Genomic DNA, 15,242 nt, shown 5'->3' on the forward strand with positions numbered 1-15,242 from the left:
CTCCTGCAGCACACAATACTGGCTGGTGTTAAATGTATTGCTTTTACCATGAAAATTTCTCCTGAGGTTTCTCTAGTGTAGCCGCAGGAACAGGCGCGGCATAAAAATACCCTTGCGCCAAAAAGCACCCTTGACTCAACAAAAACTCTTTTTGCACTGCATCTTCTACTCCTTCAGCTAGGACCTCAAGCCCCAAACTTTTGCCTAGTGCTAAAATTGCTTTAGTAATAGCCATGTCATCTAAATCTTCTGGAATGTCACGAATGAATGAGCGGTCAACTTTGAGCCTATCTAGGGGAAATTGCTTCAAATAGCTCAGCGACGAATACCCAATGCCAAAGTCATCTACCGCCAACGTAATGCCCAATTTTTTCAGCTTGTCCATGAGAGCTCTTGCCACTTTTGGGTTTTGCATGATGTATGTTTCGGTAAGTTCTAATTCCAAATAATGCGGGTCTAGGCCAGTTTTTTGTGTAATTGCATGCACTGCTTCGTACAAATCATCATGGGTGATTTGAATGGCAGAAATGTTAACCGCAGTTTTCCATGTTGGACCGCACAACCCCTTATCTACCCATGCTTTGGTTTGCACACAAGCAATCTCCAACAACTGGCGCCCAATAGGAATGATGAGCTTAGTCCCCTCAGCGAGCGGGATGAATTTATCTGGCATGATAATCCCCATGCCAGAATGCTCCCAGCGCGCCAACGCCTCAACCCCCATCATCTTTCCTGTGCGCATATCTATTTGAGGCTGATAAAACAAAGTGAATTCTTGGGCGTCAATCGCACGGCGCAATTCGTTTTCCATGAGCATTTTTTCAAAAAGCGTATGGGTGATTTCGGTGGTGTAGAAAGTGTATGTGTTACGACCAGACTCTTTTGCCTTATACATTGCCGCATCTGCATTTTTGATTAATGTCTCAATGTCTTTGCCATCATTTGGGTACAAAGAGATGCCCACACTACATGTTAGGTTAAAACTACGCTCATTCACCAAAAAAGGTTCCTTGAAGAGCTCTAAAACCCGCTTCACAACTTGTTCCAAATACAGCAAATCCTCATACTCTTCAAGTACAATTACAAACTCATCGCCACCAATTCTCGCCACTGTATCTTTCTCACGCAGCAAGCCACGAAACCTCACAGCTACCTCTTGCAAAATCAAATCCCCAACCGAATGTCCAAAAGTATCATTGATTTCTTTAAATTGGTCCAAGTCCATAAATAATACGGCAATTTTAAACGCATCACGTCGCGCCCATTCGATAGCATGCCCTAGCCTTGCTTCAAGAAGCAGTCTATTGGGGAGTTTTGTCAACGGATCATGGTGGGCCATAAACTCTAGTTGCTGTTGGGTTTTTTTCATGAGTGTAATGTCTGAGAAAACACCAATATAATGCACCACTTCTCCCAAGGTATCTTTGACTTGCGAAATTGTCAAAAGTTCTGGGTATGTCTCTCCATTTTTACGTGAATTCCACAACTCGCCCTGCCAATTCCCGTGGTCCAAGATGCGCTTCCACATGGCTTGATAAAAAGACGCTTCTTGAATTCCCGAAGAGAGTACGGTGGGGTGTTTTCCTATCACTTCATCGGCGGTGTATCCTGTGATCTGAGTAAAAGCAGGGTTAACAGAGGTAATAATTTGATTTTTATCGGTGACAATAATACCCTCGGCAGTATTGTCAAATACACTCTGGGCAAGCAACTGTTGTTGTTCTTGTTTGCGCTTTTGGGTGATATCATGGGCCACGCCCACAAGGCCTATAACCTCATTATTTTCATCAATCAAAGGCGATTTTCGCACTTCAAGCACATACTGGGAGCCATCTTTTTTATAAACAGTTTCGATAAAAGTCAAGTGTTGGCGGGTTTTGAAAACCTCCATGTCTGTCACATCACACTGCTTGGCTACCCCTTCAGGGTAGAGCGTCTGGGAAGTTTTTCCCAAAATACTCTCTTTATCAAACCCAATAAAATCAAACCACGGCTGATTACCTCCGATGTATTCACAGTGGGTATTTTTATAAAAAATAAAATCTCCAACCGAGTTAATCACCGTAGAAAGAAGCTTTTCTTGTGCTATTAGAGCGCTGTTTGCTCTGTGTCGTTCAGAAATATCTTGCACGAATCCAACAATGTGTTTTACTTCCCCTGTTTTTGAGCGTTGTACGCTTAATGCTACCTCCACCCAAATGTACGACCCATCTTTCTTTTTATAACGTTTTTCAAATTTCTCTTCCGCGTGAACAGCGCCCTTAATGAGGCGATCACGCACTAGATGGCTCATAGAAACGTCTTCAGGGTGGGAAATGTCTGAAATATTTTTACCCACAAGCTCTTCTTGGAAATACCCCAACAAAGTTGCCATGTAAGGATTTGCCGCTAGGATTATCCCTTCTTGGGAAATATATCCAATACCAATAGCATGTTGGTTAAAAGTCTCCTCATAAAGGCTTTGGCGCTCCTCCAAGGAGTCTTTGATTAAATCTACCTGCTCTGTAAGCTCGAGGTTTAGTCGGTGAATGGCACTAATGTCGCTCAGCAAAAGCTTAATCACCGTTGTTCCTAAAATTACCGAACAACTTGCACTAAAGCGATAGGTTTTTTGGTTAAGGGTAATGTACTCTTCAATATGTCGGTTTCCTTGTCCAAAAACCCGTAGGGTTTCTTCCCATAATGTTTTAGGTAAAAAAACCTCCACCTCATCATCAATCCCTATCCCCAGTTCTTGCTTAGCACGCTCATTTGCCCATCCGACAACATGTGCATCACCCAAATCCAACACTTCAATCATTAATTCATTCATTTGGTTATACATCAAACGATTTGACTGAAGCTTTTTTTCCAAGAAATTGCTATAACTGCCTTGAAGATTACGCAAAATATCGCGGGTTGTCATAACAAAATAAACAGACTGCCCCCTATCAAAAATAGCAATGCGACGAATATTTTGCTCTCTAATAACTTCAAGCACATGATCAACCTCTACATTGGATTCAAAAAAGACAAGAGGAGCGTGCATCACTTTGGCTAGAGGGAGCGAAAAAATTTCAGGAGTTTGTGCAAGGTGCAAAACATCGCTTTCCGTAACAATGCCTTCGGGCTTGTTTTTTTCGCCCACCAATACCGAGCCAATATTGTGTTTTGCCATCACCGCAATTGCCTCTCCTAAGGATTGCTCTGGCTTAAGAACAATGGCCTCGGATGCAATATGTAAAAAATCATACAGCTTTGAACTTGCTTTAAAAATATCTGCTTCAAACTGATAAATAATCTCTTCTTGACTCACCGTCCCAAGGTATTCTCCACTATCGCCCACTACCACAATACGGCGCAGTTTTTGATCTACCATCAGCCCAAGGGCATACTCCAAGGAGCGATTTCCGTTGGATTTTACCAATTGACGCGAGCATAAAGAACAGGCTAAAGACCTCATGGTGTTTTTTTCATGCAACAGTCGCAACACATCACGCTCTGTGATAATCCCATAAGGTTTACCTTGCTGGAGCATTACCATGTGGTTTACACCGCGAGTATTCATAAGAGTGATAATTTCACCCACACTTTTGCCGCACTCAATGGCGTCATTTTTAGGCTTAATAAAATTCTTTAAAATCATTCCAACTTTTCCTTACTGCATGTCGCCAAAAAGCAGCGCCTCTTTTACTGCCACAAAACGCTCTTCCCCACACAATTCTTTTACAATCTCTAATGCAAACTCCATCGCCGTAGCCGGACCTCGTGAAGTCATGGTATTGTGGTGGTGAACAACGCTACATGTAGACAAATAGCCCGGCGCATTAATCACTGCTTCAAAGGAAGGGTAGCACGTATAATGTTCTTTGAGAACACCTGCGTTTTTTAACGCCCAAGGGGCAGCACAAATGGCACCAATGCGCTTATTATCTCGATCAAAGGCCTGAAGCAACTCCATCACAGCCTCAGACTCGGCGAGGTGTTTAGCTCCTGGCATTCCCCCTGGAAGAACCACCATGTCGCACACATCTGCCACCACCTCGCTCAACACCATATCTGCATGTATCACTATGCCATGCGCGCCCATCACTGCTTCGCGGTCAAGTCCTGCGCTAATGACCCGTATCTGGGCACGACGCAAAACATCAATAAGAGTCACTGCTTCAATTTCTTCAAACCCATTTGCCAAGAGGATGAGTACGGTGCGCTCCATCGGTCTCTCCTTGTAAAAAACGATGGGACATTATAACAAGTTCACACCCCAAATCCCCCATCTTTTGCTACAATAGAGTTCTTTCATACTCCCTCTAGTGAGTCGTGAAAGAACGTCATACCAAAAGGAGATTCCATGCGTGTCACTATCACTTACTGCAACGTTTGAAAATTTTATCCCAGAGCTTCCCGTGTGGAAGAAGAACTCAAAACTGCATTTCCTGATATTTCAGTTGAACTCATTCCCGGCAGTGGCAGTGTATTTGATGTAGAAGTGGACGGAGTACGAATTTTTTCAAAGAAAGAAGGTGGCCCAGACCAATACCGACGCTTTCCCGAAGAGGGCGAAATCACTGCTCTAATCAAACAGATTAAAGCATAAAATACCGCCTTACATGTAACCCTTTACATGTAAGGCGGTTTTAGTATTATTTTCTCACTTACTCACACGCTCTAGGTATTCACCTTTAACCGTATCCACGCGAATCACTTCCCCTTCAAGTACGTGAAAAGGAATCTGCACTACCGCTCCGCTCTCAAGGGTTGCTGGCTTTTTGCCTCCTTGGGAATCACCCTTGAAGTTCGGCGGGGTTTCAACGATTTTAAGCTCAACCGTTCCGGGAACTTCAACGTCAATAGCTTGACCATTGTGGAACAAAATATCCACCATCATGCCATCAATCATCCATTTAATCACATCGCCCACTTGGTCATGGGAAATGCCCACTTGCTCATAAGATTCCGTATCCATAAATTGCAACAACTCACCATCATCATACAAATACTGCATCTGCTTTTGCACCAAATTGGGTTGTTCGCACTTATCTCCTGCATGAAACGTTTTTTCAATCACTTTACCGTTGAAGTACGATTTGATTTTTACCCGCACAAACGCTGCGCCTTTGCCGGGCTTTACATGCTGGTACTCTGTGATTTTATACGGTACGCCATTAAGCTCGATTTTGAGCCCTTTTTTTAAGTCTCCCATGGAGTAAGAAGCCATCATCTCTCCTAAAAAATTTTTAAAAGTATAGCCAATTTTAGATTAGACTTTTCGCAAATTCCACAGGATGACAAAAATTAGATGAAACATACAGTATTAAGTATGTTTACCTATTTTATTTACAAATTATTTACATTTTAATATATATTTTATAACATATACTGTAAACTTACAAAGTTTTTTTTCACTAAAAATATATTTTAATGGTTTAAATATACACTTTAGGTAGCATAATGAACACGTCTGATATTTTTAATCTTTTGCACAGCAGTGTTGAGGCACAGCAATTAGGCAAACGCATTTCCCATAAAGAAATGGCGCACTTGTTGGGTGTTTCTATGCGCACTTACCAAGAGTGGCGTCTTGGCAACAATGCACCAAAGGCGGTTAAAGCGGTGTTTAAAATGTTGGGATTATTAAATGATGATGATGTGGTTCGATTGATTAAACGCGTAAAAAATGCCCAAAGGGAAGTGCGATGACACATGTTTCCATTCAAGAAAAACAAGGACTTGAGGAGTTATTTTTATGCCTAGGCAAACAGCAACAACGTCGTTGCCCTAAAGCATTCGCAAAAGAGATTCGAGGAAAAATTTTACGTTTTTTGGCCAAGGCACGCCGCAGAAAAAAGGCGGCCTTGGGCCATTAAGGCTTATAAAACTGCGTATTCTGCCCAGATGCAGGTTTTGAGTCCATTGAGTTTTGCTAGAATGTGCTTATCAATAGCTTCGTCCACCAAAATAACAGCAAGTGCCATGCCATGCTCATCTCTTCCTAGTCTAAAGTCTGCGATATTAATGTGGTGTTCGGCCAAAATGGAACTGATATCCATGATAACCCCTGGCACATCGGAGTTTTTGAAAACAATCATTTTACCCTTAGGCTTAAAATCTGTCTTAAACCCATTAATGTTTACAATGCGTTGCTCACTTTCGCCAAAAACAGTACCACTGATGCTCGTCATGCCCTTTTCAGTAGTAACTTTGACTGTGATTTTGTTATCATAGCCACTTTTTGGCTCAACAATTGTTGAGGTTTTAACCCCTTTTTCCTTTGCCACAAACCCTGCATTCACATAGTTGATTGTTTCGCCAAGAGACTCCCTAAAAGACCCCACCAAAGCAAATGTCAACATAGAATTTACATATTTTCCAATATTTCCCTCGGCCTCAAGGCGCACAGAAGTAATGGGGTGTTTATTGATTTGTGCAGCCATGTGCGACATCTTTTGAAGCAACTCTACATAAGGCATCACAAAAGGAGGTAACTCTTCTACTTTAAAAGGGAGGTTGAGAGCATTGGGATAACTCGTTCCTCGCAGTGCCGCTAGAGCTTGTTCAGCTGCTTGAATCGCAATTTTTTCTTGAGACTCTAAGGTGTTTGCGCCAAGATGAGGTGTGACACAAATATTTTCAATCTCTAGCAATGGATGGTCAGCTGCTGGCTCATAAGAAAACACATCTATGGCCGCATAGGCAACCTTTCCGCTACGCAAACCGCGCTCCAAAGCTGCTTCATTATACAATCCGCCACGGGCCACATTAATCAGCCGAACCCCCTCTTTCATTTGTACAATTTCTTCATCATCAATAATATTCAGGGTTTCTTTATTTTTTGGCGTATGAATCGTGATAAAATCGCAAGCCAAAATGTCGTTAAAATTTTCCGTGTATGTCATTCCCAAGTCTGTCACTTTAGAAGAAGGAATATAAGGGTCATAGGCAACAATTTCCATTTCAAACGATTTTGCTCGCACAGCCACCCGACTACCAATATTTCCAAAGCCTATAACGCCTAATTTTTTCCCACACAACTCAACACCATACCATTTTTCGCGCTTCCACACACGATCGTGCTTGAGGTGGTTATGAGCTTGGGGCAAACTTCGCGCTGAAGCTAGTAGGTGTGCCATCGTAAGTTCTACTGCTGCAATGGTATTGGCCGTTGGAACATTCATAGCAATAATGCCTCGCTTACTACATGCCTCCAAATCCACATTATCCACCCCTACGCCTGCGCGCACAAGCGACTTGAGGTTTGTTGCCGCATTTAGGAAAGTTTCATCCACATCCGTGGGGCTGCGCGTAATGGCAACATCTGCCTTATCCATTAACCCTAACAATTCATTTTTGGGCACTTTGGTCGCATCAATAACTTCTACGCCCTCTTGTTTTAGAAGTTCAAATCCTTTGGAGTGGATTGCGTCACATACAATTACCGTTTTCATAACCAAGCCTCTTTTACAATGGATTCTATATCATATTCTTTCAACCGCTCTACTACACCCTGCAGCATCTCTTTTTGCTGAGCATTCACATAAATCACATTACCTTGACGGTCTTTAACAACGCTATAGGCAAAAGGAAATGCCTGGAGTGTCTGCATAATGCAAAAATGAGAGTATAAGTCGCTGCGTTCAATAACCAACTGAAAAATATGCTCTTTGGGAGGTTTTGCCTCTTGGAGTTCAAGTTTAATAAAAAGTTCATTAACAGGAAAGTGGTAATCCAAAGAAGCTGCTTGGGCCATTTTTTGGGCCCAAGAGCTTGCTTGAATCATTGGCTGAGGTGTTTGCTTTTCACTAGGAGTAACTGCTACCGCCCGTGCTGTGGTTTGATTGGCGAAACGAACAAGTGCTATAAACACTATCACCAAGAAAAGACTCAGCAGCACAAAGGAGGAAAACAGTATACGTTTGCGCATTACTTAAGAGAGTTGATCTTTAAGAATATCTCCCAACGTCATCTTCTCTTCTTTATTAATCTCATTGAGCACTTCGCGCTCTTTCATTTTAGAGAGACGACGAACAGAAAGACGGATACGGTTCTTTTTTTCATCAATGAAAGCGATAGCTGCTTCAATCTCATCCCCAATACTAACCTCTTCAGGATTAATTGGTCCAAGATCTTCTTTGCGAATAAGCGCATCAACATTTTCTTCAAGCTCTACAAAGATACCAAAATCCTTTACGTCACGGATTTTACCCATGACGATATCACCCGCGTCATGTTTTTTGGCGTATTGTTGCACAGGGCTATCTTGAAGCTCTTTGAGAGAAAGGGAGATTTTTTCACTCTCTTCGTCTACTTTTACAATTTTTACTTCAACTTCATCACCCACCTTGAACATATCTTTGCATTTTTCATTGCGATCCCAAGAAGCATCTTCATTGTGCAGTAAGCCTTCCACGGAGCCCACACGCACAAATGCACCAAAAGCAGTTGTGGTTGTTACTTCACCCTTAACCACATCACCTACTTTAAAAGTAGATTTGAATTCGTCAAAAGGTTTGGCCAATAGGTTCTTTAAGGAAACACGAAGACGTCTGTCTTGCGGACTGATTTCAATAACTTCAACATCCACAACCTGACCTTCTTCAATGTGGTCTTTAGGGTGTTTAATGTTTTTATCCCAAGAGATTTCAGAAATATGCAAAAATCCTTCAATGTCGTTACCCAAATCTACAAATGCGCCATAAGGCTCAATGTTGCTAATGGTAACCTGAATGGCATCGCCAACATCTAGGGCATCCTTAATCTCATCCCAAGGATCAGGCATGGCTGCTTTAATAGAGAGAGAAAGGTGACGTTTTTCCTTGTCGTAACTAATGGCCTTAACAGGAACTTTATCGCCTTCATTGTAAAGCGTATTGGGGTTTACAGGACCCTTGTAGCTGATTTCACTGTAGTGCACCAAGCCGTCTACGCCACCAATATCCACAAACATGCCATAAGTGGTGATTTTTTTAATGATGCCTTCAACCACATCATCTTTTTCCATGAGTTCTTGGATAAGGTCTTTGCGTTTTTTGCGGTCATCGTCAAGAAGTTTTTTGCGCGAAATCAAAATAGACTCATTTTCAGGGTCAATTTTCAGAATACGAACTTTAATGCTCTTGCCTACAAGTGATTGTGGGTCACGAACTGCCGCTTGAGAGCGTGGCAAAAAGAATTCAACACCCTCATCATCTTCAGCAATAAAACCACCACGGTTTTTGCCGACGATTTTTACATCCAGAATGGTTTCATCTTCTTCGGTGTGAGAAGCAATAAACGCTTTCACTTTCTCTTTTTTAAGTGCTTTTTTGTGAGAAACCATAGGGCGCTCATTGCGAAAACCTGTCACAACCACCTTAATAGTGTCGCCAATTTTATACGCCAAATTTCCTTCGGTATCTAAAATTTCTGACATATTTAAGCGGCCCTCGGACTTCTTGCCCACATCCACCAACACCATATCATCTTTAATTTCAACGATTACACCGTCAACATAAGCATCTTTTTCGGTTTCTTTGAAAGACTCCTCAAGCATTGCAGCAAAATCTGCTTCTTCCATTGTCTCTTCATGCTCATTTGCACCCTGTGTTTGAACATTAGTGTTCACCTCAGCCATCACGATCCTTTGTATAGTTGATTTGTCTTTTGCGTTTGAATGCGAAAAACAGACGAAAAGTCGCTTATTATACTTTAAAATTGCTTATTTTTTCAATAATTTTTTTAATAATCCAATCTGGAGTAGAAGCACCTGCTGTAATACCACACTGCTCCTTCCCTTCAAACCACGATGCCTCAAGCTCTCTTTCACTTTCGATTAGGTAACTATCGGAGCAAAATTCTTTTGAAATATGTAACAACTGCTTGGTATTTGAGGAGTTTTTTCCCCCAACAACTACCATCACATCCGACTCTTTCGAAAGCTCCCTGGCAGCATCTTGGTTTTCAAAGGTGGCATTACAAATGGTGTTAAATACGCGCACCTCTTTGTAGTGAGAAATCAAATAACTCACAATTTCTTTAAACTCTTCTACCTTGCGCGTCGTCTGGGAAACAACCGCAACGCGCGCACTTAGTTTTAAAGCCGCCAGTTCGCTTACATGTAAAACCACATGCACTTTCCCACTTGCGTAGCTTTTTACCCCTTTAACCTCAGGATGCATCTCATCACCAAAGATAACAATGTCGTATCCCTCTTTGCTCATTTTTTCGCAAATCTTTTGAGGTTTTGTCACATAAGGACATGTAGCATCGATAATATCTACTTTCTTTTCTTTTAAAAATTGGAGGTCTTGTTTTGGGATGCCGTGGGTGCGAATAATAGCTTTTTTGGTGCCTGAGACATGTGAAATATCTTCAAGGGTTTCCACATTAAAGTTTTTCTTAAGACGCATAATCTCTTCATTATTATGAATCAAGGGGCCAATAGTAGAAGCGTTTTGGGTGCTTTCGGCAATTTTAATCGCCCGCTTTACCCCAAAGCAAAAGCCGTAATTTTTCGCAAGCTTAATATTCATGCGTGTTGCTTAGGCATTTTAAAAGATCTAAAAAATTTGGGAAAGAAGTACCAACACATTGGGTATCTTCTATCTCCATGCCGCACACAAGCCCAGCAATGGCAAAACTCATCGCAATGCGATGATCACCAAAACTTTTGACCTTGGCTTCTCGCAAAATTCCCCCAACAACCTCAAACCCATCTTCAAATTCACGCACTTCTATCCCACATAAGCGAAGATTAGCCACGGTTGTTGCGATGCGATCGCTCTCTTTGACACGTAGCTCTTTTGCTCCACCAACTCTACTCACGCCCTTGGCACAAGCAAAAGCAATAGCAAGGGCAGGGATTTCATCAATTAACCACGCAATGTTTTCACTAAGTTCGACACCTTGAAGTGGTGCATACTTTACGCAAATATCACCAACGCTCTCATAGGTTTTATCACGCACCGTGTAAGTAATATCTGCACCCATACGCTCAAGCACTTTAAATGCCTCGATGCGTGTGGGGTTTAACAGCACGTGTTTTAATACAACTTTGCTTCCTGGAACTATCGCAGCAGCCAGAGCAAAGAAAAAAGCACTAGAAGGGTCCGCAGGAACCGTAATATCTAAAGGATTCAAGGGTGATACCGGAGGGTAAAGTGTTACATGTAAACCTTCTTGCACAAGATGAACCCCCATGCCTGAAAGCATTTTTTCCGTATGGTCACGGCTGCGTTCTGGCTCCCAAAAATGGCTAGGTTTTTCACACGTCAAAGCAGCCAAAAGTAACGCACTTTTAACTTGTGCGGAAGCTATGGGGCTTTTGTAATCAAAAGCGCTTAACTGCTTTCCCCTAATGCCAATAGGCGATAATTCACCGTTTTTACGCCCGTCAATGTGGGCGCCAATACTACGCAAAGGGTCTGCAATACGTCGCATAGGACGCGCGGCAAGATAAGCATCGCCGTGCAACACAAAAAAACCCTCGCGCGCAGCCAAAAAGCCCATCAAAAGTCGCATGGCAGTTCCCGAATTACCACAATCAAGCACAAGGGGTGGTTCTGAGAGTTTTATTGGCGGAGTAATAAGCATCTCTCCTTCTTGCATTTCCACAGTCGCACCAAGCTGCTTAACAATCTCTAATGTACATAGCGTGTCTTCCCCCTGAAGGTAGTTGCGTACCTTTGAAGGACGGTCACTCAAAAGGGAAAAAATAGCGCAACGGTGGGAGATAGATTTATCCGGCGCAATGGCATCAATACTTTTGGAAAAAGCTGTCGCAGGCTTTACAACATAGGTTTTCATCGCATTCCAATGCCCAATGTTACGTGCAGTGTCTTTAGTACCGCCTCAACAGCTTGACTAATCTCTTTTTCTTCCAGTGTGCGGTCTTTGTGTTGAAAAATAAGCTTAATAGTTAAACTCATTTGCTCCCCAAGGTCTGCACTTTCAAAGCGGTCAATAGGATAGCACTGGCTAAGGTTGGCAATTCCTGCCTCCTCAATACACGCACGAATGCGCGCATAAGACATGCTTTTAGGCATAAGCAAGCTTAAATCACGGCTAGAAGAGGGAAATTTTGAATATTCTGAGGCAATCACACGCTCTTTGTGCAAAGCTTCCACGTCTAGTTCCGCAATGTACGTGCGCGGTAAATCAAAATCTTTTTCTACTTGCGCATGCACTCTGGCTAAAAATCCCACGCAAATCCCATCAACGATAACATTGGCATATTCATAAGGACTGGTTAGCTTGTTGGTTGGCGCACCTTCCTCAAGGCGTATTTGTCCCACTACTTGAGAAAGCTTGGAGGCAAATCCCATGAGTGAAATAGGGTTTGGTTTACCATGGTTTGGCAAAGCAGCCTCTTCGCTTTCGCCGCTAAAAATAAATCCTATTTTAGTTGTTTCATTGCGACTGCGATCAAACACGCGTCCAAGCTCAAACAAAGGGACGCGCTTTTTGCCATTTTTGATATTTTTACTTGCCGATTCCAATAAATGCAATGCGAGGGTTGAGCGCATTGTGTTGAGCTCACTGGTGATGGGATTGGAAAGTTCACGTTTTTTATACACCCCTTTAATCCCATAGTGCTCCTGTTTTTTGCGCTCATCAAACAAATAATGCACGCTCTCAAAAAACCCAACTGCTGCTGCTCTTTGGCGCAAAGATGTGCGAAATTTATACTGCACATAAGCCTGATTTGTGCGAGATTTTTCTGCAAAAACAAGGGGTTTGGCCGTGATGTTATCAATGCCAACCATACGCACAATCTCTTCGCATAAATCTTGCGCATTGAGCACATCGTGACGAAACGCAGGAACGCTTACATGTATAATTTCCTGCTCAACCTTCACATGAACTTCAAAACCCAAGCGTTTCAAAATGTCTACCACGTGATTTTTGGGAATCTCTTGCCCAATCATTCCGCTTAGCTCATCAAGGGATAAAATCACAACAGAAGGCTTAGATTCCCTTGTAAATTTTTGTGCACCAGCATAAAGTGAAACACCTTTTTCTTTTTGGAGTAGTGCCCAAAGGTATTCCATTCCAATTTCAAGCTCAGGCTCACTCCCTCTAGCAGAACGGTATAAATGTTTATCGGAGGATAAAGTTTTATTTTCTGCACCAAGGGTTGCCATGCGTTCAGGAGATGAAAAATTTGCTTCCACGATGACAATTTTGCTCTCATCGGTGGTGCGGCATGTCGCCTCTTGTGAAAATCCCACATACGCCACGCGCCCGTTTATGCCAAAAACGGCGTCAATGCCATTGGTATCTTTTTTAAGAGAAACTGTTGCTTTATCTTTTGCATCAACAAAACAGGCGTAATCGTACGCACGCATTAAAACACCCGTTGCGTATGTGGCGTATTCTATGGCGCGCTCAACTTCACTGGCGAGCTTTATTTCAACTTGCGCTAATCGTAACTCCCTTAACACATTAGGGCGCATGGATTGTTTTTCAAAAGCCTTGTAAACAAAGGAGCTTTCTACTTTGTCTTCTACATGTAAAGAAAGAATACGCCCAATACCCAACTGGTTTTCTTCCTCTTCTGTTGCTTCGTGCTGCAAAAGAGGCCGCTTGAAAATCACAGATAAATCTCTGGCTACCCCACGAATGCTCAGACAATCCCCGCGATTGGGCGTCAAACCAATTTCAATTACATCATCATTTAATGCTTGAATTTCACACAAGGGTTGGCCAATTGTCAAAGTTCCAATGCTTTCATCAAGCACCATAATGCCGTCATTGATTTTTGGCAAGCCAAGCTCCGTAGAAGAGCAGATCATACCCGTGGAAGTGATGCCGCGCAAAAGCGTGGGGGCAATTTCCAATCCATCAGGCAAAACAGCTCCTTCAAGGGCTACAGGAACATATTGCCCTTGAGCCACATTAGCTGCCCCGCACACAATCTGAAGTGGAACACTTTGACCTACATCAACTTGGCATACGTTGAGTTTTTGCGCGTCAGGATGGGGTGTTTTATTTACCACGTATCCCACAACGACCCCCTCAGGGATTCGTTGCTGCGTCAATCCATCAACTTCTAGCCCAATTGCATTAAGTGTTTCACACAGTGCTTGTGTTGTGATACCTTCGAGGTCAATCCACTCTCTTAGCCATTCTCGTGTTACTATCATCTAAATTGCTCCAATAATCGCAAATCGCCCTCAAACAATGAGCGTAAATCTGGTATTTGATGCAGTAGCATTGCAAAACGCTCTACGCCTAAACCAAACGCATAGCCACTCACTTCCTCGTAGCCAACGGCACGAAATACATTAGGATCCACAACCCCGCATCCTAGCACCTCAAGCCAGCCTGTATGGGAGCACACACGGCACCCTTTTCCCTTGCAAAAAATACAGCTAATGTCTACTTCAGCACTTGGCTCTGTAAAAGGGAAAAAGCTAGGACGAAAACGCACGGTGACGTCACCAAACATATGCTTTAGAAAATCTTCTAAAATGAATTTTAAATTGGCGAATGAAACTTTACCAGCCGCATCAACAACCAACCCTTCAACCTGATGAAACATGGGTGTGTGTGTCAAATCAAAATCACGCCGAAACACAGAACCTGGACAAATCATCCGAATGGGTGGCTTTTGGGAGAGCATCGTGCGCACTTGCACGGGCGACGTGTGCGTACGAAGCAACATACCATCATCAAAATAAAACGTATCTTGCATATCGCGCGCGGGGTGGTGCTTAGGAAGGTTAAGGGCTTCAAAATTGTGAAAATCATCTTCCACCAAAGGCCCCTCTTCAATAGAGAAGTTCATTCCCACGAAATAATCAATAATTTTGTTCATGGTTTCCATCACAGGGTGCAACGCACCAGCGCCCAAAGTGGCATTAAAAAGCGCCACATCTTGGGCATCTTTTTGCATGAGTTCATCCATTTTTCCAAGCTCTAGCTGCTCTTTTTTTTCTGCCAAGAGCATTGTAAATTTCTCTTTTGCAGCATTAAGTGTGCTAGCGACTTCTTTTTTTTCTTCGCCTTGCAAATGCTTTAATCTTGCAAATTCTTCTGCAAAGTGGCCTTTCTTGCCAAAGAGCTCAAGGCGAATTTTTTCCAACGCATCAAGTGAGCTGCACTGGGCAATCGCTTTTTCTAGCTTTTCCAACGGTTCTGCCTTCTTTAATTTTTGAGCTGATTGTAGTCAATGTTTGATTATAAACGTGTTAAAAGATTCAACCGTACCTACTCAAAAGCAGAAAACTTCGGTCTTAGCCCTAGACGGTCACGCTTTACATGTAAAGCCGTAGACGTTGAGAATT

General features: G+C 42.6%; 12 protein-coding genes and 1 pseudogene. 3 read left to right on the forward strand and 10 right to left on the reverse strand.

The features are described 5' to 3' along the window. Positions 1–43: 43 nt before the first annotated feature. Together JWV37_RS02315 and JWV37_RS02320 are read right to left on the reverse strand one after the other, a co-directional pair. Positions 44–3,625: an EAL domain-containing protein gene (locus JWV37_RS02315; protein ID WP_205458040.1), complete on the reverse strand. Its 3,582-nt coding sequence runs from the start codon at positions 3,623–3,625 to the stop codon at positions 44–46. Positions 3,626–3,637: 12 nt separating this feature from the next. Continuing rightward, positions 3,638–4,195 (reverse strand): DJ-1 family glyoxalase III, encoded by a 558-nt coding sequence (locus JWV37_RS02320; protein WP_205458041.1) that lies wholly within the window; start codon positions 4,193–4,195, stop codon positions 3,638–3,640. A gap of 183 nt (positions 4,196–4,378) precedes the next feature. Here JWV37_RS02320 and JWV37_RS02325 point away from each other — a divergent pair. Beyond that, positions 4,379–4,576, forward strand: a pseudogene (locus tag JWV37_RS02325) (SelT/SelW/SelH family protein); the annotation flags it as partial. Between the two features lie 54 nt (positions 4,577–4,630). Here the strand turns inward: JWV37_RS02325 and efp are convergent. Next, positions 4,631–5,197: an elongation factor P gene (efp, locus tag JWV37_RS02330; RefSeq protein WP_205458144.1), complete on the reverse strand. Its 567-nt coding sequence runs from the start codon at positions 5,195–5,197 to the stop codon at positions 4,631–4,633. A gap of 233 nt (positions 5,198–5,430) precedes the next feature. On the opposite strand from efp, the gene JWV37_RS02335 reads away from it, so the two are divergent. Both JWV37_RS02335 and JWV37_RS02340 read left to right on the forward strand, forming a co-directional pair. Continuing rightward, positions 5,431–5,679, forward strand: a complete 249-nt coding sequence (locus tag JWV37_RS02335) for an XRE family transcriptional regulator (protein WP_205458043.1) — start codon at positions 5,431–5,433, stop codon at positions 5,677–5,679. Then, entirely contained in the window at positions 5,676–5,846 is a 171-nt protein-coding gene (locus JWV37_RS02340) for a hypothetical protein (RefSeq protein ID WP_205458044.1), read from the forward strand. The genes JWV37_RS02335 and JWV37_RS02340 overlap by 4 nt, the downstream gene beginning before the upstream one ends. Before the next feature lie 3 nt (positions 5,847–5,849). Here the strand turns inward: JWV37_RS02340 and serA are convergent, their stop codons facing one another. The 7 genes from serA to pheS form a co-directional block, all read right to left on the reverse strand. After that, entirely contained in the window at positions 5,850–7,424 is a 1,575-nt protein-coding gene (serA, locus tag JWV37_RS02345; RefSeq protein WP_205458045.1) for a phosphoglycerate dehydrogenase, read from the reverse strand. Next, complete coding sequence (locus JWV37_RS02350; RefSeq protein WP_205458046.1) at positions 7,421–7,900, reverse strand: hypothetical protein; 480 nt, start codon at positions 7,898–7,900, stop codon at positions 7,421–7,423. The genes serA and JWV37_RS02350 overlap by 4 nt, the downstream gene beginning before the upstream one ends. A 3-nt stretch (positions 7,901–7,903) precedes the next feature. Next, the gene (locus JWV37_RS02355; protein WP_205458047.1) at positions 7,904–9,589 is read right to left on the reverse strand and encodes a 30S ribosomal protein S1; all 1,686 of its coding nucleotides are present in this window, start codon (positions 9,587–9,589) and stop codon (positions 7,904–7,906) included. 67 nt (positions 9,590–9,656) lie between these two features. After that, entirely contained in the window at positions 9,657–10,487 is an 831-nt protein-coding gene (locus JWV37_RS02360; protein WP_205458048.1) for a 4-hydroxy-3-methylbut-2-enyl diphosphate reductase, read from the reverse strand. Next, entirely contained in the window at positions 10,477–11,760 is a 1,284-nt protein-coding gene (gene aroA, locus JWV37_RS02365; protein WP_205458049.1) for a 3-phosphoshikimate 1-carboxyvinyltransferase, read from the reverse strand. The genes JWV37_RS02360 and aroA overlap by 11 nt, the downstream gene beginning before the upstream one ends. Beyond that, a complete protein-coding gene (gene pheT, locus JWV37_RS02370; protein ID WP_205458050.1) occupies positions 11,757–14,099 on the reverse strand; it encodes a phenylalanine--tRNA ligase subunit beta in 2,343 nt (780 codons plus the stop codon). Before pheT ends, aroA begins: the two co-directional genes overlap by 4 nt. After that, positions 14,096–15,088 (reverse strand): phenylalanine--tRNA ligase subunit alpha, encoded by a 993-nt coding sequence (gene pheS, locus JWV37_RS02375; RefSeq protein WP_205458051.1) that lies wholly within the window; start codon positions 15,086–15,088, stop codon positions 14,096–14,098. The genes pheT and pheS overlap by 4 nt, the downstream gene beginning before the upstream one ends. Positions 15,089–15,242 lie beyond the last annotated feature (154 nt).

The sequence above is a fragment of the Sulfurospirillum tamanense genome (assembly GCF_016937535.1).
Taxonomy (GTDB): Bacteria; Campylobacterota; Campylobacteria; order Campylobacterales; family Campylobacteraceae; genus Sulfurospirillum_B; species Sulfurospirillum_B tamanense.